The organism is Desulfovibrio sp. ZJ200 (genome assembly GCF_011039095.1).
In the GTDB taxonomy this organism is placed as follows: Bacteria; Desulfobacterota; Desulfovibrionia; order Desulfovibrionales; family Desulfovibrionaceae; genus Desulfovibrio.
The window spans coordinates 128,700-148,396 of sequence record NZ_JAAKEH010000002.1 but is presented as its reverse complement, the minus strand read 5'-3'; the positions used below and the strand labels follow the sequence as shown (position 1 = coordinate 148,396).

The following is a 19,697-nucleotide window of genomic DNA, read 5'->3' as shown; positions in this document are numbered from 1 at the left end:
AAAGCAAAAACATGTGATGAACTGTACAAATCCATTGGAAAAGCATTAAGTTGTATCACACAAAAAGACGCTGAAGGATGGTTTAAATCCTGTGGCTATGTAAAAAGTTAAAAGCAAAATGCTCTAGAGCATTTTGCTTTTGAAATTATTCAATTTCAAAAGCGGCGCTGCCATCATTTCCCCGCAAGCGGAACAAGCGCCTGACAAGCGTGGTTTTCAGGCTCGTTCGCCGGCTTCTCCATCGTGTTGCCGCCCGGCTTCAGCTTGAGCGTCAGCAGAGCACTTTCACGTTGCCAATGCTCTGAAATGCGCCGTCCTGCCTGCACAGAACGGCGCGCGACATTCAGGGATCAGCGTTTCAGATTTTGGGCCAGCAGCTCCGCAATATGATCGACCCTGACGTTAAGCCCCTGCTTTTCGGCGCCGCCCCGTAGCTGCATGACGCAGCCCGGGCAATCCACCACCATGCGGGTCGCCCTGGTCTCGCGGACGTTTTTCAGTTTCTTGTCCAGCAACTGCCCGGAAATTTCCGGGAACTTCATGGAATAGGTGCCGCCGAAGCCGCAGCAGACCTCTTCCTCCTCGCAGGGCACATACCGGGCCGCGTCCGCTATCAGCTCGCGCGGGGCCTCCCTGACGCCCAGCCCGCGGCACAAATGGCAGGAGGCGTGGTAGGTCACTTTTTCGCCGGAGTTGACGAAATCCTCGGCTTTGAGCTCCAGCTTGTCGTGCACAAAGGAACTGAAATCGATGATCTTGTCCGCAAAGGCCTTTGCGTCCGCCTGCATGGGATCATTGGCCAGAAGTTCGGGGTAGCTGTGCTTGAGATGCGAAGCGCAGCTCGCGCAGAGCGTAATAATGTAGTCATAGTTGCCCGCGCTGAAGGCTCTTATGTTCTGCCTGGCCACATCCAGCGAGGTTTTGCGCTGGCCCATCATCTCCAGGGGCAGGCCGCAGCAGCTCTGTTCCAGCGGAAAGTCCACGGCCACATCCCTGGCGGCCAGAATTTGCACGCAGGCCTCAAGCTGCTCGGGATAGACGAAATCCTGGGCGCAGCCGCCGAAAAGCGCCACGCGGAACCGCGGGTTCACTGCCTTGGGCGCAATTTCCGGCCAGCGATCCCGGAACGACTTGCCGGCAATGGCCGGCAAAGCCTTGAAGCCGTGCTTGCCGAGGAAGATTGCGGGCAGATGGCGTTGGAACTGCGTGCCGCCGGTAAGGGGCTTCTGCGCGTATTTGGCGAATTTGAGCAGGCTGTGGAAGAGCTTGCGGTTCTTCATCACCGAAGCCAGCAATGCGGCCTGGGCCCCGCCGCCCTGCTCGTCCGTGAGGCGGCTGCGTATTTCGCGGATCAGACGCGGCAGGTCAATGCCGCCGGCGCAGACGTTCTTGCAGGCCTCGCAGCCCACGCAGTTCTGGCAGAGCACCTTGGCCTTGTCCTTGCCGTGGAAGAAATAGGTCAGGATCAGGCCGATGGCGCCGATGTAGATGTAACCCATCTTATGCCCGCCCACCAGGCGGAACACCGGGCAGACATTGGCGCAGGCCCCGCAGCGCACGCAGCGGAAGATCTGGGAGAAGAGCGGATCCCTGGCGATCTCCGTGCGGCCGTTGTCCAGAAAGACCACATGCATGATCTTCCTGTTGTCCGCATTGGCCGCGCAGGGGCCCGCCCCGCACATCCAGGTCACATAGGAGGTCAGGCGCTGGGCCGTGGCGTTGCGCGGCAGCACCAGCAGGGCGGTGAGCGCCTGATCCAGCGTGGGGATCAGCTTGTCCAGCCCGGCAATGGCCACATGCACGCGCGGCAGGGTGGTGACCATGCGGGCATTGCCCTCGTTGGTCACTGTGGATACTGCGCCGTTTTCGGCCACCGCGAAGTTGCAGCCGCTCACGCCCATGTCCGCGGCGATGAACTTGCGGCGCAACTGCACGCGGGCCACCTTGACCAGCTTCTGCACGTCCGTTTCCTGTTTCTCGCCCGTGGCCCTGGTGAAATCGTCGGCCACCTGGTAGCGCGAAAGGTGAATGGCGGGCATGACCATGTGCGAGGGGCCTTCATGGCGCAGTTGGATGATCCACTCCCCAAGGTCGGTCTCGTCCACGATCAGGCCCTCGGCCTCCAGGGCTGGATTGAGCTGAATCTCCTCCGCGGTCATGGATTTGGATTTGACCACCCGCTTGACGTTATTTTCTTTGGCGATGCGGGCGATAATCCGGTTGGCCTCCTCGGCCGTGGCCGCGCGGTGCACATGCACGCCGCGCTTTTCCGCCTGCTCCTTGAATTGCGCGTACAGCTCTTCCATATGCTGGCAGGCGTAATCCTTGGCCTCGGCGATCTGGGCGATCAGCCCGCGTTCGTCCACATCCTGGAAAACGGCCTCGCGGTTGGCGCGGTAGGCCACGGCAAAGGTATCCAGCGTGCGCCGCAGAAAGTCGTCCTGCAGCGCTTCGTCAATTTGCTTGCGATAGTTGGCAAGGGTTTTGGGGGCTTCATGCATGAGCTCAGTCCTCCAGAAGAATGATGTGCAGTTCCAGCGGGCCGTGCACGCCCACGGCAGCCACCCGCTCAATGTCCGCGGTGCGGCTCGGGCCGGTGATCAGCGTGGTGTAGGTGGCGGGCGCCTGATTCATACGCTCGCGCAAACGCTGGGCGATGGAAGGCAGATCCGGGTAAATGTCGGACTTGCGCAGCAAAATCACATGGATTTCGGAGATCATCCCGGCCAGGCGCGCGTCCTCGTTGTCGGTGTTCATCAGGCAGGTGCCGCTGCCGGCCACGCCCAGCTCCGCGCGGGAAAGGCCCACGTCGATGCCGGCCAGATGCTTGCGCAGGCCGTTACGGATGCAGAGCACGCCTTTTTGGGCGCAGGCCTCGGCAAGCGCCGCAAAATCCGCATCGTCCAGATCCGGGGCGGCCACAATGCGTCTGACGCGCGTGGGCACCTTGTTGGGGCCGAGCGGGCCTTGTTCCGCGTCGGGCTCGTCAGCCAGAAGCTCGGCGGGGGTCTTGCTTTCGCAGACATCCAGCACATACTGCAGGGCCGCCGACATGGACGGCGCTTCCTGCACCACGGCATTGACCGCGGCGGCTTTGGCGGAAAAGGCTTCGACCAGTTCCTGATTGACAGGTGACATAGAAAACTCCTTTTTCGTCAACACATGGGGCGGACGAACCGCAGAAACCGCGCGGAAAGGTCCTCCTGCCCGCGCGTGGCATGATACTTCAACGTCAGCAAAGGGTCCTGCAAGCCGTTCGGCCGCTCTCCCGGGAGAGCGCGGCTCCGACCCGGCGAGCACGCCTTGCGGCAACAGGGCCGCCCGGCGCGCACGCCCTTCCCCTTTACCTTACTTAGAGCATTTTTTGATTGAAAATATCCATTTTCAATCACTTCGCTGCCATCATTTCGCGTCCAGAACGCGGTCTGGACGCTCATTCGGCGCGGGCGCCAGCTAACGCTGTCGCCAGATCGTTTAGCTAATTTCATTAGCTAAACGATCTAATACTTTCCGCATAGATTTCAACAGGATGTTTGACAACTACGGGATCATTATTGTGTGAAAGCACGTCCTCAAGCTGCATCATGCAGGCCGGGCAACCCGCCGCCGCCACCTGCGCGCCTGTTGCCACCACATTGTCACGCTTGCGTTGCCCAATCTTGCGGGAGTACTCGTAATGAAAAAGGTTGAAAGATCCGCCGCAGCCGCAGCAGCGATCCGCCTCCTCCATTTCGATGAGCCTGTAAGCGGGGTTGGCGGCAATCAGCGCGCGCGGCTGCGCGGATACGCCCAGGGATTTTTTGAGATGGCAGGAATCGTGGTAGGTGACAGTCATTGCATCAGGCGCGCTGTGCGCAGGCGTCACATGGAGCACGTCCACCAGAAAGGCGTTGATGTCCAGGGTCTTTGCCGCCAGATCCTCGGCCTGCTTTTTCTCCAGGCTGCCCAGACGCCCGGCGTAGCGCGGCCAGAGTTCCTTGATGGTGGCCGTGCAGGAAGCGCAGGGGCTCAGCAAATAATCGAAATCGCCCTTTTTGAGCACAGCCAGGTTGACGCGCATCTGCCGCAGCATGCCCTCGGCGTCGCCCGAAGAAAGCGCGGGGATGCCGCAACAGGCCAATCCCCGGGGCATGAACACGGCCACCTTGTGGTGCCTGAGCGCCTTGAGGCAGGCTTCGGACATGCCCGTATACATTTTGTCGCCCAGACAGCCCGGATAAAAAGCGACTTTCAGGCCGCCCCGGCTGCCGTCCTTTCCGGCCGGAAGCCGCGGCTCGTCAAGCGCGCCGTGGATCGCGTGCAGCGGCTTTTTGGCCAGCGGCCGCATATGCCTGTCGCCCAGCATGAAGTTGAGCATGGGCGCGCAGACCGTGCCCTGAGCGTCGCCGGTCTTGCGGAAGATCAGCCCCTGCATGGGCGCGCCCACGCGCATGGCGAAATTGAAAAATCCCGGCTTGGGCAGAACCGCGCGGAAAATCATTTTTTTCATGGGATGCAGGCCGATGAAGGCATTGACCACTTCCCGGGCCTCCATGAAGACTTCCATAATCTTCACGCCGGGCGGGCAGGCGGCCTGGCAGGAGCCGCAGAGCAGGCAGCGCCCGAGCTTGTCGGCCACGCCCTGCGGATTTTTAATCATTTCATGGGCCAGATTGTTGACCAGCGCCAATTTGCCCCGGGCCACATCGGCTTCCATGCCACTGGCCCCGAACATGGGGCAGACGGCCTGGCACATGCCGCACCTCATGCAGGCGGTGATCCTGTCGTCCAGCGCCATGAGACGCCGGGCCAGTTCCTGTAATGTATTCATATCTCGCTCCTGTGGCCGGCCGGCCCCAGCCCGGCAGGAAACCAGTTCCGGTGAACGGATGAAGCTGCCGCCCAGGCTGTAATCTTTAGAGCAGATTACCTTTGACTTTTTATGAAAGTCAAAGGTGGCATTCAGGCGAAAAACGCGGTTTTCGCCTGAATGTACGCCGCGTTGCGGCGGCTGCCGCTTTCGCGTCAGCAGAGCATTTTCAAAGTGAAAATGCTCTAGAACATATTGCTTTTGAAACGCTCGCTCCGGCGCGTAACGGCGCAACGCCGCTTTGCGGCGTATATCGCCAACCTGGCCGTCCTCCCTGACGCGCGTTAAATGCCCACAAGCTTTGTGGCGTTCAGGAGGCCCTTGGGGTCCAGGGCCCGGCGCAGGCGCTGCGAAAACAAAATGGTGCCGCGCGAGGTTTCCTTTTCCATCCACCTGGCCTTGGCCGTGCCGATGCCGTGTTCGCCGGAAAGCGTGCCCTGAAGCTTGATGGCCACGTCAAACATCTCGTCGATGGCCGCCTCCACCCGCTTGAACTCTTCGGCGTCGCGCTTGTCGCAAAGGAAGGTGGGGTGCAGATTGCCGTCCCCGGCATGGCCGAAGGTGCCCACCTCCACCCTGTATTTGGCGGCAATGGCATTGACGGCCTTCATCATGGCCGGGATCTGCGAGCGGGGCACAGTGGCGTCTTCCAGCACGGTGGTGGGACGGCAGCGGGCCAGCACGGGCAAAGCCATGCGCCGGGCCTCCCAGAGTTTGAATTTCTCATCGGCGTCTTTCGGCACATGCACGGCGGTAGCGCCGTTTTCCTTGAGCACCTTTTCCACCGCCGCCGCGTCGTCCGCCACCTGCGCGGGATGCCCGTCCACTTCAATGAGCAGGATGGCCGCGGCCTCGCGCGGCAGACCGGCCCTGGTGAAGTCGTCCACGCGCACGATGGTGTTGTTGTCCAGAAATTCCAGGGTACAGGGCAGCACATGGGCCGCAATGATCCCGGCCACGGCCTCGGCCGCTTTCTGCATGTCGTCGAAGACCGCCATCAGCGCCCTGGAGGCTCTGGGCGGGGGAACCAGCTTCAGCACGGCCTGGGAAATAACGCCCAGCGTGCCCTCGGACTGGATCATCATGCCCGCCAGATTATAGCCGGTGACGCACTTCACGGTGCGCGAGCCGGATTTGACGATTTCGCCGGTGGCGTCGAAAAATTCGATGCCCATGACGTAATCCTTGGTCACGCCGTATTTGAGCCCGCGCAGGCCCCCGGCGTTTTCCGCGATATTGCCGCCGATGGTGGACACGGCCTGAGAACCGGGGTCCGGCGGGTAAAAAAGATTCTTTTTGGCCACGGCAGCGGCAAAGTCCGCAGTGACCACGCCCGGCTCCACCACGGCATAGAGATCATTGAGATTAATCTCCAGGATGCGGTTCAGGCCGTTGGTCAGCACCACCACCGTGTCGCTCTGATCCGGGATGGTCCCTCCCGACAGATTGGTGCCCGCGCCGCGCACGGTCATGGGAATGCCGTTGTCGTAGAGCTTCTTGACGCACTGCCCCAGCTGCTCGGTACTGGTCGGGCGCACAACCAGAGCCGGGACAACAGACGTGAGCACTGCCGAATCATAGGAGTAGCTTTGCAGATCCGCTTCCGAACTGAAGACGTTTTCCTTGCCGATCAGAGCTTCAAAATCCTTAATCAGGGCCTGGCTTGCCATAGGGGTCTCCTTGCACGCGCGTAGAGATTATGAAAGCGGATGGCGCATTCTCGCGCCGATCCGGAGCATCCCCCATTTGCCCGCATCTGCGGGGCGCTGGGGCCGGGGGCTTTGCGGCAACCCGAGCGGCGTGCCGCGCAATCCGGCTGGCGGCCACCAGAAAAAGCTGTTGCCGCATGACCGGGCAACGATCGTAGTGGGAGTAAATTCTATAGCCTGCTTTGCCTGTTTTGCAAAGCGGAAGTCGCTCAAAAGAGTGGTATCACCATCAGCATAGCTGATTTGCCCCGGACCGGAGTACTTTTGAAAGGTGACATGCTTTCTCCTGCGCCGCGGCTACAGTTGAGCCCTGGAGCGTAGAGCCTGTGAAACGCTCGCGACGGGCAGGGCTTCGCCGGCCGATGTTGCCGCGTCCGGCAGGCCCGCCAGGGCGCAAATAAACGTAAAGGCCGCGGCCGTAACAGGCTGCACGGAAAGGCGGCTGCCCTTTTTCATCAGCTCCATGCCCGCCAGTTGCGGCCATGCCGCCAGTTCCCTGCGGCTCAAGGGCTTTGGCAGAGCGCGCAGGGCGCGCACGTCCACCATTTCCCAGATCGGCTTTTCAGGTGAAGCCCTGGGATCGAAATGCCGGTTTTCCGGGTCCTGGGCGGTATGATCGGCATAGGCAGGCCGCGCCACTTCCACAATGCCCACAATGGCCGGGTGTTTGCCGCTGTGGTAAAAGAAGGCGCGCTCTCCGACACGCATGACCCGCATGAAATTGCGAGCCTGATAATTGCGCACGCCATCCCAGGAAGTGGTCCGGTCCGGGGAGTTTTCCAGATCCTGCCAGGAAAAGCAGCCGGGTTCGGTTTTAAAAAGCCAATATTGCATGTGCCCTCCCTCCTGGGTTGCTGCGACATACACTCGCAGTTACCTGGTAAGTGGGTCTGAAGTTGGCTTTCGTCAAGACGTTACGAGGAGAAAATGCAGAAGATTCCTGCCGTAGAGCGGTTTGCTGCTGAAAACGGCAACCGCTCTGGCGGCCGCGGGAGCGTTTAGCTAATTTTATTAGCAAAACGCCCTGGGGCGTGTTAGCACTATCCTGCGCATTCTCAACTATTTTAAAGAGTTCAACGAAAATCCCTTCCCCGGCAAAATTACGAGGCAGTGCCCCGAAAAAACAAGGTTTTTTCTGATAAGCGTGAACAGGCCCTAGAGCAGATCACCTTTGACTTTTTCTGAAAGTCAAAGGTGGCATTCAGGCGAAAAACGCGGTTTTCGCCTGAATGTACGCCGCGTTGCGGCGGCTGCCGCTTTCGCGTCAGCAGAGCAATTTCAAAGTGAAATTGCTCTAATGCCGTCAAGCAAGCATGATGGCTGAAGAAGTATAAGCTGCCTTGTTAAGGAGGGATGGATGCTGGTTTAGGTAGGGAAAGGAGAAAAAGAATGTCAATATTTGATAACAAGGAACAACTCAAGGAAATGGAAGAAACTTTGCAATTTCTGATTAACTGGGGTGTGCCGCAAGAAAAGGCAAAGAAAATGATCTTGCGGCACAATTGGTCGCTTTCTTCAAAAGAAGCAAACGAAATTTTTACTGATTCTCCTTTGACGGATGAACGTCTCCATCTAAGTGCGTTTTTGTAGCTGATGAATATATCCCATACAGCATTAACTGCGTCCTTAGGTTGCATAATTTTTTGAGATACTAATTGCGTTGCGGCTGTTGCTAACTGGACAGCTATAACATTATTTCATTGTAATTTGCGTCAGCAATTGTTATCTTCGTTGGTTATATGTTATAAATTGAACAGGCCAGTTAAGTAATAGGCTAATCTTCACGGGACTGCCATACGAAAGCCTTCCATTTATTCTTGTTGCAAACATAGGCTAAATCCTCCAATTTAGCAACCCCTGGAATATGGAGGATAGCTTTTCCTTCACTGGTTACTTTGGTTGAAGCGAGTGCATATCTTGAAGCGACTTCGGATGAAGAAGCTGTCTTTCCAAGAGGGGATATGAAGCGCAAAAGATATTGGATAGCACTTGCCAAGGTTTGTCTCTGTGCTATTGCTGCTATGTACACCTCTCCTTGAGGAAGGTTCTCCAAGTAAACCATGTTGCTAATGACAAGGGCTTTAACTGATGAGCTTCCCTCTACATTCAAAGGTGTAGCTTTGTCCCAAGGTATCATCTGATACCTCCTTAATTCAGGATATGCGTTGATTTCGATAATATCGTATGTTGGAAAGAAGTATTTATCTGTCCTTGGATAATTGAATGATTCCGCTGTTAGTGTGCCATTTTCCATTGCCTCATTTCGTTGGGCTATTGATGGCTGCGCTTTAATGAATGTGTTGGCTTCTATTATTATGCTAAACATGAAAATGCCGCAAAAAGCAGCATAAATTAGTTTTGAGAAAGTACTCTTTGCGTTTGTTGCTACGATAAATGCGAAACAACTACATGCCTGGTAGAAGAATGTCGCTGTCATTGCCCTGTATGGTGTTGATGGGCTGAAAACAAAAGCGGCAAGGCTCGCTTGCGACATGAGGAAAAATGTTAGACCTGGCAGAATACTTGCTATTGTCAGTCTGTGTTGTCTGTGAAGTATCCAGATACAAGCGATGCTGACAAGGACATAAGGTACTATTTCTATCTGCTGCGAACCCCAGAATGTTAGGAATCTTTGGAACGATTCGGCAGAAAAGACTGGAATCTTTTCAATGCCTCCAAGTCGTGTCAGCCGTATTGCGTTGGCTGGGGCTGTCATCATAAGCAGCCAACCGGATAGAGCGCCTGCTATACCTGCCACAGCCCAAAGAGAAATCCTTTTCTGTGTGCGAAAGCGATAAATAGTTACACCTGAAGCGAGGAGGATAGACAGCATCCCTACATTCTCATTGCTCCAGCCAGCTAATATGCCAGCGAAGAAATATAAAAGACCGCCAGAAAATCTGTAGTCTTTCTTGTCAATCCAGAAACGATATGGAATGAGAAATGTGGTTGCAAAGAACAAACTGTACCCATAGTCAGGAGTTGCTGTTCGCCAGAAGAACACTGTTCCGAAAGCTGGTAAAGCGAACCAAGTAAGTCCTGACAAAAGGATTATCTGCCATGACTGTATTTTATCGCGCCAGTTTATGCCAAGAGTTAAAATCACGCCAGAAAAGATACAACCGATGAATATGAGCGGGGAAAGAATGGGATGAAGCCATGAGGGGCCATGCAATAAAACTCTGGCCATGAAATGACCTATGAATTTACCGCTCCATGTAAGATGTTCATGTACTTGTGCTATGAACATTTCTTTTAGGCTTGAACCATCTGCTCCGTAGCCAAAGTCATCAAAAACTAATGGAGTTAAATAGCAAAAGAATGACATTATACAAAATATAAGTAATATAGAAACAAGTATTTTGAACCTATTCATTTTCAATGCTTCTCGCTAATAATAAAGATTTGTGCCCTATGGCTCCCATTTGGCTAGAGCAGATTACCTTTGACTTTTTATGAAAGTCAAAGGTGGCATTCAGGCGAAAAACGCGGTTTTCGCCTGAATGTACGCCGCGTTGCGGCGGCTGCCGCTTTCGCGTCAGCAGAGCATTTTCAAAGAGAAAATGCTCTATTATAGCTCCCATTTTTAGTCAAGTTTTTATGTAGCCTTCAAGGATGAAAGAATATCCTTACTTGGCGCAGGCAATCGGAAATGTCATTGAAATATTTAGAAAAAGTAGAGACATGACGAAATCCGCCTTAGAGCATTTTGCTTTTGAAATTGAATAATTTCAAAAGCAAAATGCTCTAAGGAACAGGCCGCCATGCCCTGTCCAATACCCTGTCAGCAAAAGAACCACTGGCAGAAGCACAAAAAGCACGAGCAGGGCGTGCAGAACGCGTAAAAAGGGGCTGGCATCGTGTACTGGTACACGATGCCAGCGCATGCAAAAAAATCCTTTTTGACTTCCCAACGCCCGCCTGTGCCGTGATTGCTCCCCAATCAGCGGCAGCATACGCCGGAGAGCAGATGCGCCATTTTTTCTTTCTTGGTGCGCAGGTATGTCTCGTTTTCCGGGCAGGCCTCGACCTCAATGGGCACGCGCTCCACGATTTCAATGCCGTAGCCCGAAAGGCCCACGATTTTTTTGGGATTGTTGGTCAGCAGGCGAATTTTGTGGATGCCCAAATCCACCAGAATTTGCGCGCCCGTGCCGTAATCGCGCAGATCGTCGGGGAAGCCCAGTTTGCGATTGGCCTCCACCGTGTCATAGCCCTGATCCTGCAGGGCATAGGCGCGGATTTTATTGGCCAGGCCAATGCCGCGCCCCTCCTGGCGCATATAGAGCAGCACGCCGCGCCCCTCCTGCTCGATCTGGCGCAGGGCCGCGCCGAGCTGGCCCCGGCAGTCGCAGCGCAGGGAGCCCAGCGCGTCGCCGGTCAGGCACTGGCTGTGCACGCGGGTGAGCACGGGCTCCGGCCCGCCAATGTCCCCCTTGACCAGAGCCAGATGTGTGCCGGGCTCGGTGTCGCTTTCATAGGCATAGACCGTAAAGTCCCCGAACATGCTCGGCAGATGGGCGTGCGCGTCGCAGCGCACCGAAACCTGCCCCCTGCTCAGGCGATAGCGGATCAGATCCTTGACCGCCGCGATCTTGAGGCCGTGCTCGGCGGCGAAGGCTTCCAGATCCGGCATGCGGGCCATGCTGCCGTCGTCGCGCATGATCTCGCAGATCACGGCCGCGGGCTTGAGCCCGGCCAGGCGGGCCAGATCCACGCCGCCTTCGGTCTGCCCGGCGCGGGAAAGCACGCCGCCTGCCCTGGCCCTGAGCGGAAAGACATGCCCGGGCGTGACGATATCCTCGGGCCGCGCCTGATCGGCCACAGCGGCCTGGATCGTGGTGGCGCGGTCAGCCGCGGAAATGCCGGTGGTAATGCCCTCGCGGGCCTCGATGGAAACCGTGAAATTGGTGCCAAAGCGGGAGCCGTTGCGCTGGGTCATCAACGGCAGTCGCAGGCGGTCGACAAGCTCCGGGGCCATGGGCAGGCAGATCAGCCCGCGCCCGTATTTGGCCATGAAATTGACGGCCTCGGGCGTGGCGTGCTCGGCGGCCATGGTCAGATCGCCTTCGTTCTCGCGATCCTCATCGTCCACAAGAATAACCATTTTCCCTTGCCGGATGTCGGCAACGGCTTCTTCAACGCTGCACAAAGGCATGACTACGTCCTTTAGTTAGCCTGTCGGCGGTCCAGGGCCTGGTAGGGCATATCGCTAAAGGTAGGGCCGGGGCGGTGTTCTGTCAACACCGGCCAGGCTCCGCATCCGGGCGGCCCTCAAGCGCGGCGCCGCCTGCCTGGAAACGGGAGCCATAGTTGCGGTTCAGGCGGCGGGAAAGCTTTTCCATATAAAAATAATAGACCGGCGTGATATACAGGGTCACGATCTGCGAAAAGCACAAGCCGCCCACCACGGCCAGGCCCAGGGGCCGCCGCGCCTCGGCTCCGGCCCCGATGCCGATGGCAATGGGCAGCGCGCCCATCAGCGCGGCCATGGTAGTCATCATAATCGGCCGGAAACGCACCCGGCAGCCCTCGGTGATGGCGGCCAGGGGCGTGACCGAGGGATCGCGGCGCTGGGCCTCCAGGGCGAAATCCAGCATCATGATCGCGTTTTTCTTGACAATGCCCAGCAGCATGATCACGCCCACAAAACCGTAGAGATCCAGCTCCAGGCCGAACAGCCAGAGCGTGACCAGAGCGCCAAAGCCTGCCGAGGGCAGGCCCGAAAGGATGGTCAGGGGATGGATGAAGCTTTCGTACAAAATGCCCAGCACCAGATAAATGACCACAATAGCCAGGATCAAAAGCCAGCCCATGCCCTGCAGGGAGTTTTGAAAAGCCTGGGCAGTGCCCTGGGACTGGGCGCTCACGGAATCGGGCAGCAGCGGCCGGGCCGCGGCTTCCACGGCCGCGACGCCCTGGCTCAAGGCCACGCCGGGCCGCAGATTGTAAGAAATGGTCACGGCCGGGAACTGGCCATTGTGGTTCACGGCAATGGGTCCCACGCCCGGCGAAAGCGTGGCCAGGGCATCCAGGGGCGCCAGAGCGCCGTCGCGGGAACGCACATACAGGCGGGAAAGGGCCGAACTGTCCTGCTGAAAGCGTTTCTGCAGTTCCACGAACACCGTATAATCATTGGTGGGCGCGTAAATGGTGGAAATCTCGCGCGAGCCGTAGGCCGATTGCAGGGCCAGCTCGATCTGCTGCGGGCTCACGCCCAGGGCCGCGGCGCGGTTGCGGTCGATGCTCACGCGCAGTTCGGGATTCTTGAGTTGCAGATCGCTGTTCACGTCCTGGATCTGCGGCAGCGCGCGCAGGGCGTCCTCCACCTTCTGGGCGCTGTCGTACAGAGCCTCCATGTCCGGCCCGGACAGCGTGTACTGGTACAGCGCCTTGGAAGAGCGCCCGCCGATGTTGATGGCCGGGGGCACGCGCACAAAGACCCGCAGGGCCGGGGAGGCGTTCAGCTCCCGGCGCAGGCGCTGGGCCACGCTTTCAATGCCCGGCCGCTCGTCGTGGGGCTTGAGGTGCATGAGGAGTATGCCGTTGTTCATGCTCTGGCTGGCGCCCACAATGCCCACCACGGAATTGTACATGGCCACATGCGGCTCTTTTTCCAGCAAGGCGTCCAGACTGTGCTGGGCCTGCACCATGCCCTGAAAGGAAACGCCCTGATCGGCTTCGGTGCTGGCCACCAGAAAGCCCATGTCCTCGGAGGGCAGAAAACCCTTGGGCATGGTCATGCCCAGCCAGACGGTCAGCGCCAGAAGGCCCAGCGAGGCCCACAAGGCCGCCGCGCGGCGTCGCAGCACACAGTCCAGGGATTTGGCATAGAGTTGGGCCAGACGGTCGAACATCCGCTCCAGTTTGCCGTACATTCCTTCGTAGCCGGCCTTGTGCTTTTGCCCGGCTTTGAGAAAATAGGCGCAGAGCATGGGCGTGAGCGTGAGCGAAACCACGCCGGAGCAAAGGATGGCCGTGATGATCACCACCGCGAACTCGCGGAAGAGCCGCCCCACGATGCCGCCCATGAACAGCACCGGAATGAACACCGCGGCCAGAGAAATCGTCATGGACACGATGGTGAAGCCGATTTCCGCGGAGCCGTCATGGGCGGCCGCGAGGGGCGCCTTGCCCATCTCCTGATGGCGGACGATGTTTTCAAGCATGACGATGGCGTCGTCCACCACAAAGCCCACGGCCAGGGTCAGGGCCATGAGCGAAAGATTGTCCAGGCTGTAGCCCAGCACGGCCATGATCGCGAAGGTGGAGATCACCGACATGGGCAGGGCCAGGCTCGGGATGATCGTGGCGGGCAGGTTGCGCAGAAAGAGAAAGATCACCAGCACCACCAGAAAGACCGTCAGCACCAGAGTGAACTTCACGTCGGCCACGGACTCGCGGATGGATTCCGAGCTGTCGTAAAAAATATCCACCTTGACCGAGGGCGGCAACTGGCGCTCCAGGGCGGGCAGCAATCGGCGGATGGCGTCCACCACCCGCACGGTGTTGGTGCCGGGCTGGCGCTCCACGGCCAGGGTGATGCTGGGCGCGCCGCCGTTGCTCCAGGAGATCTGCTTGTCCTGCTCCACGCTGTCCACAACCGTGCCCAGATCGCGCAGGCGCACGGGCGCGCCGTTGCGGTAGGCCACCACCACGTCGCGGAAGGCCCGCGCGTTTTCAAGCTGGCCCGAGGCCTTGATCGAACTGGCCCGGCTCGCGCCCTCCAGGGTTCCTGTGGGCAATTTGCTGTTGGCGGCCATCACAGCGTCGGCCACCTCATCAATGCCCAGGCCGCGCGAGGCCAGCTCGTCAGGGTCCAGTTGCACGCGCACGGCATATTTTTTCTGACCGTAGATCACCACCTGGGCCACGCCCTCGATCATGGACAATCGCTGGCCGATGAGCGTGTCCGCGTATTCGTTGAGGGAATAGAGGGGCAAGGTGGGCGAGGAAACGCGCAGATAGAGAATGGGCATGTCCGCGGGATTGACCTTGCGGAAGCTCGGCGGCGTGGTCATGCTCGCGGGCAGGCGGCGCTGGGCCAGGCCGATGGCCGACTGCACATCCAGGGCCGCGGCGTCGATATCGCGATCCAGGGCGAACTGGATGGTGATCCGGGTGCGCCCGACGGCATTGACCGAGGAAATGGAATCAATGCCCGCAATGGTGAAAAATTCCTTTTCCAGAGGCGTGGCCACGGAGGCGGCCATGGTTTCCGGGTCCGCGCCGGGCAGATCGGCCCTGACCTGGATGGTGGGAAAATCCACATTGGGCAATTGGTTGACCGGCAGGTTCACATAACCCGTAACGCCGAAGAAAAGCATGCCCAGCATGATCAGGGCCGTGGCGACCGGACGGCGGATGAAAACAGCGGCGATATTCATAGGGCGCGGGCCTGGTTGGGGCTAGAGCATTTTTTGATTGAAAATATTCATTTTCAATCACTTCGCTGCCATCATTTCGCGTCCAGTATGCTAGCTCGCAAGCTGGCGCACAAGCAAAAAAACGCCCAGCCCGCAGCAGACCAGGCCGATGATCCGGCGCAGGAGCAGCGGCGGAATGCGCCGGGCCGCGGCCACGCCCCACCAGAAGCCGAAAAGCACAACCAGCGTCAGGCCGGGCAAAAGCTCATAATCCAGATATCCGCTCGCCACATTGGCCAGAGAGCCGGAAAAGGTGGCCAGGATCTGAAAGGGCATGGACAGGGCCACGGCCACGATCGGCGCATAGCCCACAATGATCATCCAGGGCACGGAAAGCACGCCGCCGCCCACGCCGGTCAGCCCGGCGATAAAGCCGATGACCGCGCCCACGCAAAACAGCCCCGTGCGGCCGTGCCAGAAAGGATGCGCGTTCTCGGCCGCGGCAGAGGAAGGGGGCCGGAGCGCGCAGACCCCGGCCAGCACAATCACCACGCCCAAAATGTAGATCAGCGGCCCGGAATCCAGGCGGGCGTTGCACCAGGCGCCGGGCCAGCCCGCCAGGCCGCCGCCCAGCACCAGGGGAATGGCCTCCCGCCAGTTGATCAGACCCAGACGCTGAAACATCCAGGTGCCCACAACGGCGAGAACAAACATGTTGGCCAGAGACGTGCCCATGGCCGTATGAGTCTCAAGACCGCTGAGCAGGACCAGCAGGGGCGGGATCAGCACGCCGCCCACGCCCGTGGCTCCGCACAGAAAACCCACCACCAGACACGCGGCGTACAATGCGGCCAGAAGCATGTGAACGTCCTTCCAGAGTATATTGCTTTTGAAACGCTACACTTTTTCAAAGGCTCATTCGGTCGCTCCGGCTGCATCTGCGCCGTTTTCGGCGGCGCGCCGGATTTCCGGGCGGCGGCTAATGTCAGTCCTCAGTATACCGCCGCCGCACGGAAAAAGACAGCTTTTTGGCGGGCGGCATTGCCATGAGGGCTGACTCCGGCAGCCTGTACCGTTATGCGTGACAGGCTACGAAAGAGAAAAAAACGAAAGCGCGAGGCATCCCAGCCAGAGGAGCAGGGCCCCGCACACGGCACTATAGCGCAAGAGCGCGCAAAGCGCCAGCAGCCGCGCCGCATCCCAGGGGGCTGCCGCGCTTTCGGGCGGCCCCAGCCAGGGCTTGGGCGTGAGCGCGCCGAAGTAGACGGAAGGCCCGGCCATGCGCGCCCGGCAAAGCCAGGCGCAGGCGGTCATGGGCCAGCCGGAATTGGGGCTGGGCATGCCCGCGGCCTGCCGCGCAATGACCCCGAAACCCGGCCACAGGCCATCCCAGGGCAAGGCCGCGCCATTGCCTGCCAGAACCTTCTGCACCTGCAAGCGGCATTGCCGCAAGGGGTGAAAGCCCCCAGCCCGCCCCGCCGGAGATTGTGCTTCGTCGCGCGGCGGCTGCCCGGGAGCGCTTTGCGCGCTATTCATCGCCTGATGCCGCTTTTTGTCCGCGCCCGGCCTGAGCCTTGCCGCCGCGCGCACGAAAAAAAGCCCGCTCCGAAAACAGCGATCCGTGAACCAGAGCGCAACGACAGAGAACCGCGCCGGGACAAAAGCCAGCAGATCGTCCCCGCGCGCCCCGGCCCAGCCCAGCCAGCGCCACTTCTCGGTCATATATCCCCACATGGAATCCGTGGTGCTTACGGCCTTGTAGCACCACAAACCCACGGGCCCGGCCAGCAAAAGCCAGAAAAACGGAGCCAGCAGCGCGTCGGTGAGATTCTCCGAAAGCGTGTCGGCCAGCGTCTTGCGCAACAGCGGGCGGTCCATGCGGCTGGTGTCGCGGCTGACCAGCCAGGACACGGCCTCGCGCGCCTCGGGCACGGGGCGGCTTTCCACCCGGCGCAGCACTTCCCGGCCCGTACCCAGCAGGCTGCCCAGAGCCAGACCGGCCCAGGCCAGGTAGACGGCCAGCAACGGCCCGATCAGCGGCAGGCCGATCAACAGCCAGACCGCAAGGCCGGTGCAACTGACCAGAACAAGCAGCGCGCACAGCCCGGCCAGCCGCCCGCGCCAGGGGCGTCTTTCTGCCCCGCCCCGCTCCATCCAATGCCGCGCCGGGCCTTCCAGGCGGGCCAGAAGGCGACCTGCAAGACAGACCGGATGCGGCCAGGGCAGTTTGGGATCGCCCAGGCACAGATCCAGCAGCAGCGCCAGCGGCGCGAGCCACCAGCATTCCCAGACGCTGTACAAACCGCAGGTCACGCCCAGGCCTCCAGCAGGCCGCAACGGGCCAGGGCCATGTAGAGCACGATACCCGCGGCTGTGGAGAGATTCAGGCTGCGCACGCCCCCCTCCAGCATGGGAATGCGCACCCGATGCGGTGAGCGGGCCAGAATATCCGGCGGCAGGCCGCGCGTCTCTGGGCCGAAAACCAGGCAGTCGGCGCGCTCAAAGGCGAAATGCTGCAGCGGCGCGCACGCCGCGGCCTCTTTGGCTGATGTCAGCACCAGGCGGCCGCCCTGCTGCCCTTGCGCCGCAAAGGCGTCCCAGTCCGGCCAGACGCGCAGCGCCACATTGGGCCAGTAGTCCAGGCCCGCGCGCCTGAGGTAACGGTTTTCCAGCTTGAAGCCCAATGGCTCAATGAGGTTCAGGCGTGTGCCCGTGGCCGCGCAGAGCCGGGCGATATTGCCGGTATTGGGGGGTATTTCCGGCTCAAAAAGAACAATCTGCATGACATTCGTTTCCGTCGGGCAGCCCCGGCTTCAGAGCCTGCCGGCAATGCCCGGCACCACCTGGCAGGCGACCCGGATATCCTTGCTGCCGTAACCGCCGTCGTCCAGGGTGGCGAACAGGTCGGCCTCCGTGATTTCCACGGCCGCCTCAGGCACGCCCTCGGCCGCCAGGCGGGCCGCAAGCAGATCCGCGGCGCGCCGCTCGGCCGCATTCAGGGTATAGCCCTTGCCGATGCGCTCTTCCAGATCCAGCGCAGGCGCGCGCAAGACGCCCCTGCCGGTGTCCGCGTAGATCTCAAGGGCCGCGGTGGGCAGGGTCAGGGCCGCGCCCACGGCATTGGCGACCGCCGCATTGGCCGGGCTTTCCACCGGCAGGCCAAAGGCCGCGGCCAGCCTCCCGCGGATGCAGTCCGCCGGGCCGCCCACCAGCACGAGGCGATCGGGCCGGACTTCCCGCGCGGCCTTGAGCGCGGCCAGGGTATACACCGGCCCCGCATTGACCGTTTCGATCAAATCCCGCGCGGCCAGCCGGATCTGATCCAGCGCGTCGTCCACGGCGCGTCGGGCCAGAACTTCGGGCGCAAGACCACAGGTGGCGGCCAGTGCCGCCACGCCCGCGCGGGACGCCGCGGCATTGCCCGCCATTGTGCCGCGCAGGCCTTCATCCTCCCCGGCAGTGGAGCCGCTTTGCGCATCATTCACGACATTGAGCGCGTCCAGCAAGGTGGGCCGGTTGCCGCCGAAGGCCAGCGCGGGCCCCTCGCGCAGCGGGCCTGTGCGCACGCGCGCGTCCTGCCCCGCGCCCGCAACGCTGAGCAGCGAATCCCCGCCTACGCCGATGGAGACAGAAGCCAGCGCCCGCACCAGAGTGCGACGGCCTTCAAGCCGCATCCCGTCACGATCGACGACCGGCGAGCCGTGGGCAAAAACGGCCATGTCCGTGGTGGTGCCGCCCATATCCAGCAAAAGAGCGCAGCCTTGCGCAAGGCCCGGACAGAGGGCCATGACGCCCATCACGCTGGCCGCCGGGCCGGAGAGAATCGACTGCACGGGCTCGCGCCGCGAAAGGGAGACGGGCACGGCCCCGCCGTCGGCTTTGAGCAGGCTGACCGACGCGCGCACGCCCGCCCCGGCCAGCGCCGCTTCCACGGCATCCAGAAAATTGTTGTGCAGGCGCTCCACAGCGGCATTGTAATAGGCCGTGGCGATGCGGCGCGGAAAGTTCAGGCGGCCTGAAAGCCTGTGCCCCAGCGTGATCCGCAGTTTCGCGCCCTTCAGGATCGCGGCGCTCATGGCCTGCTCATGGGCCGGATTGCGCGGGGAAAACTTGCCCACGCAGGCCGCGGCGGTCACGCCCTGCTCTTGCCAGCGCGCCGCCTGGCCAACCAGCCCGCCCGCTTGCAGGGGGCTCACTTCCACGCCCCGATGATCCAGGCCGCCGGGCGCCACGCAGACATGCCCGCCCAGGCCGAAGCGGCCCGGGTCCAGGCCCGGCCCGGCGGAAAGCGCCAGCCCCACGCTGTCGGCGCGGCCCTGCACCAGGGCATTGACGGCCAGCGTCGTGCCCAGGGTCACGCGCCGCACGCCGCCCAACACGGCCCTGCCGTCGCTGCCGAGGGCCCGGGCCAGCTCCGCCAGCACGTCCCGCACCGAAGCGGGCAAATCCTCATGCCGGGTGGGGACCTTGGCCGCGGCCGCAAGCCGCAGTTGTGCCCCCCGCGTCGTAATCAGCACCGCGTCGGTATGCGTGCCGCCCGCGTCAATGCCCAGGATCGTGCTTTCATTCATGATTTCCGCCTCTCAACGCTGATTGTCGTTGCGCAGGTTTGGGCCGTGCCGGGGCCTGGCGCAGACCGCGCGGCCCTTCCCGGCCAAGGCCGTTCTACCCTCTCGGCGGTCAGCTGACAAGGCTTGCCATCTCCGTCGCTTTTCAGTAGTTTTTGGAGATTGCGCCCCCGCGCCCGGCAGCGGCCCGGCGAGGCACGGCGTC

At 60.6% G+C, this 19,697-nt stretch carries 15 protein-coding genes; 1 reads left to right on the top strand and 14 read right to left on the bottom strand.

What is annotated here, in order from left to right; translation table 11 throughout:
• Positions 1–350 precede the first annotated feature (350 nt).
• The 6 genes from ldhH to G7Y52_RS01380 all read right to left on the bottom strand — a co-directional run bounded on the left by ldhH (position 351) and on the right by G7Y52_RS01380 (position 7,865).
• Positions 351–2,501 (bottom strand): L-lactate dehydrogenase (quinone) large subunit LdhH, encoded by a 2,151-nt coding sequence (ldhH, locus tag G7Y52_RS01405; protein WP_165064919.1) that lies wholly within the window; start codon positions 2,499–2,501, stop codon positions 351–353.
• A 4-nt stretch (positions 2,502–2,505) separates the two neighbouring features.
• Positions 2,506–3,138 carry a lactate utilization protein gene (locus G7Y52_RS01400; RefSeq protein WP_165064916.1) on the bottom strand — a complete coding sequence of 211 codons (633 nt, stop codon included), beginning with the start codon at positions 3,136–3,138 and terminating at the stop codon, positions 2,506–2,508.
• A 349-nt stretch (positions 3,139–3,487) separates the two neighbouring features.
• Complete coding sequence (locus tag G7Y52_RS01395) at positions 3,488–4,810, bottom strand: (Fe-S)-binding protein (RefSeq protein WP_165064942.1); 1,323 nt, start codon at positions 4,808–4,810, stop codon at positions 3,488–3,490.
• Positions 4,811–5,133: 323 nt separating this feature from the next.
• A complete protein-coding gene (locus G7Y52_RS01390) occupies positions 5,134–6,519 on the bottom strand; it encodes an FAD-linked oxidase C-terminal domain-containing protein (RefSeq protein WP_165064913.1) in 1,386 nt (461 codons plus the stop codon).
• Between the two features lie 336 nt (positions 6,520–6,855).
• On the bottom strand, positions 6,856–7,392 hold the full coding sequence (locus tag G7Y52_RS01385) for an EVE domain-containing protein (RefSeq protein ID WP_165064910.1): 537 nt from the start codon (positions 7,390–7,392) through the stop codon (positions 6,856–6,858).
• A gap of 266 nt (positions 7,393–7,658) precedes the next feature.
• Entirely contained in the window at positions 7,659–7,865 is a 207-nt protein-coding gene (locus tag G7Y52_RS01380) for a hypothetical protein (protein WP_165064907.1), read from the bottom strand.
• A gap of 82 nt (positions 7,866–7,947) precedes the next feature.
• Between G7Y52_RS01380 and G7Y52_RS01375 the strand changes: the two genes are divergently transcribed.
• Complete coding sequence (locus tag G7Y52_RS01375; RefSeq protein WP_165064904.1) at positions 7,948–8,148, top strand: hypothetical protein; 201 nt, start codon at positions 7,948–7,950, stop codon at positions 8,146–8,148.
• A gap of 184 nt (positions 8,149–8,332) precedes the next feature.
• Here the strand turns inward: G7Y52_RS01375 and G7Y52_RS01370 are convergent, their stop codons facing one another.
• The 8 genes from G7Y52_RS01370 to G7Y52_RS01330 form a co-directional block, all read right to left on the bottom strand.
• Positions 8,333–9,934: a DUF6056 family protein gene (locus G7Y52_RS01370; RefSeq protein WP_165064901.1), complete on the bottom strand. Its 1,602-nt coding sequence runs from the start codon at positions 9,932–9,934 to the stop codon at positions 8,333–8,335.
• Positions 9,927–10,142, bottom strand: coding sequence for a hypothetical protein (locus G7Y52_RS01365; protein ID WP_165064898.1), 216 nt, complete (start codon positions 10,140–10,142; stop codon positions 9,927–9,929). The genes G7Y52_RS01370 and G7Y52_RS01365 overlap by 8 nt, the downstream gene beginning before the upstream one ends.
• Positions 10,143–10,501: 359 nt before the next feature.
• Positions 10,502–11,716, bottom strand: coding sequence for a bifunctional 3,4-dihydroxy-2-butanone-4-phosphate synthase/GTP cyclohydrolase II (locus G7Y52_RS01360; RefSeq protein ID WP_165064895.1), 1,215 nt, complete (start codon positions 11,714–11,716; stop codon positions 10,502–10,504).
• An 82-nt stretch (positions 11,717–11,798) separates the two neighbouring features.
• Positions 11,799–14,945 (bottom strand): efflux RND transporter permease subunit, encoded by a 3,147-nt coding sequence (locus G7Y52_RS01355; RefSeq protein WP_165064892.1) that lies wholly within the window; start codon positions 14,943–14,945, stop codon positions 11,799–11,801.
• 90 nt (positions 14,946–15,035) lie between these two features.
• On the bottom strand, positions 15,036–15,785 hold the full coding sequence (locus G7Y52_RS01350) for a sulfite exporter TauE/SafE family protein (protein ID WP_165064889.1): 750 nt from the start codon (positions 15,783–15,785) through the stop codon (positions 15,036–15,038).
• 228 nt (positions 15,786–16,013) lie between these two features.
• Positions 16,014–17,237 carry a CobD/CbiB family cobalamin biosynthesis protein gene (locus G7Y52_RS15170; RefSeq protein ID WP_241159550.1) on the bottom strand — a complete coding sequence of 408 codons (1,224 nt, stop codon included), beginning with the start codon at positions 17,235–17,237 and terminating at the stop codon, positions 16,014–16,016.
• Positions 17,234–17,707, bottom strand: a complete 474-nt coding sequence (locus G7Y52_RS01335; RefSeq protein WP_165064886.1) for a tRNA (cytidine(34)-2'-O)-methyltransferase — start codon at positions 17,705–17,707, stop codon at positions 17,234–17,236. The genes G7Y52_RS15170 and G7Y52_RS01335 overlap by 4 nt, the downstream gene beginning before the upstream one ends.
• A 30-nt stretch (positions 17,708–17,737) precedes the next feature.
• On the bottom strand, positions 17,738–19,495 hold the full coding sequence (locus G7Y52_RS01330) for a hydantoinase/oxoprolinase family protein (RefSeq protein WP_165064884.1): 1,758 nt from the start codon (positions 19,493–19,495) through the stop codon (positions 17,738–17,740).
• Positions 19,496–19,697: the final 202 nt, after the last annotated feature.

What these genes read in the sequence shown, in the direction of transcription:
- G7Y52_RS01355 (WP_165064892.1), bottom strand. Translation starts at nt 14,945, where the DNA reads ATGAATATCGCCGCTGTTTTCATCCGCCGTCCGGTCGCCACGGCCCTG.
- G7Y52_RS01335 (WP_165064886.1), bottom strand. Translation starts at nt 17,707, where the DNA reads ATGCAGATTGTTCTTTTTGAGCCGGAAATACCCCCCAATACCGGCAAT.
- G7Y52_RS01360 (WP_165064895.1), bottom strand. Translation starts at nt 11,716, where the DNA reads ATGCCTTTGTGCAGCGTTGAAGAAGCCGTTGCCGACATCCGGCAAGGG.
- G7Y52_RS01375 (WP_165064904.1), top strand. Translation starts at nt 7,948, where the DNA reads ATGTCAATATTTGATAACAAGGAACAACTCAAGGAAATGGAAGAAACT.
- G7Y52_RS01350 (WP_165064889.1), bottom strand. Translation starts at nt 15,785, where the DNA reads ATGCTTCTGGCCGCATTGTACGCCGCGTGTCTGGTGGTGGGTTTTCTG.
- G7Y52_RS01400 (WP_165064916.1), bottom strand. Translation starts at nt 3,138, where the DNA reads ATGTCACCTGTCAATCAGGAACTGGTCGAAGCCTTTTCCGCCAAAGCC.
- G7Y52_RS01330 (WP_165064884.1), bottom strand. Translation starts at nt 19,495, where the DNA reads ATGAATGAAAGCACGATCCTGGGCATTGACGCGGGCGGCACGCATACC.
- ldhH (WP_165064919.1), bottom strand. Translation starts at nt 2,501, where the DNA reads ATGCATGAAGCCCCCAAAACCCTTGCCAACTATCGCAAGCAAATTGAC.
- G7Y52_RS01385 (WP_165064910.1), bottom strand. Translation starts at nt 7,392, where the DNA reads ATGCAATATTGGCTTTTTAAAACCGAACCCGGCTGCTTTTCCTGGCAG.
- G7Y52_RS01395 (WP_165064942.1), bottom strand. Translation starts at nt 4,810, where the DNA reads ATGAATACATTACAGGAACTGGCCCGGCGTCTCATGGCGCTGGACGAC.
- G7Y52_RS01370 (WP_165064901.1), bottom strand. Translation starts at nt 9,934, where the DNA reads ATGAATAGGTTCAAAATACTTGTTTCTATATTACTTATATTTTGTATA.
- G7Y52_RS01365 (WP_165064898.1), bottom strand. Translation starts at nt 10,142, where the DNA reads ATGGGAGCTATAATAGAGCATTTTCTCTTTGAAAATGCTCTGCTGACG.
- G7Y52_RS01390 (WP_165064913.1), bottom strand. Translation starts at nt 6,519, where the DNA reads ATGGCAAGCCAGGCCCTGATTAAGGATTTTGAAGCTCTGATCGGCAAG.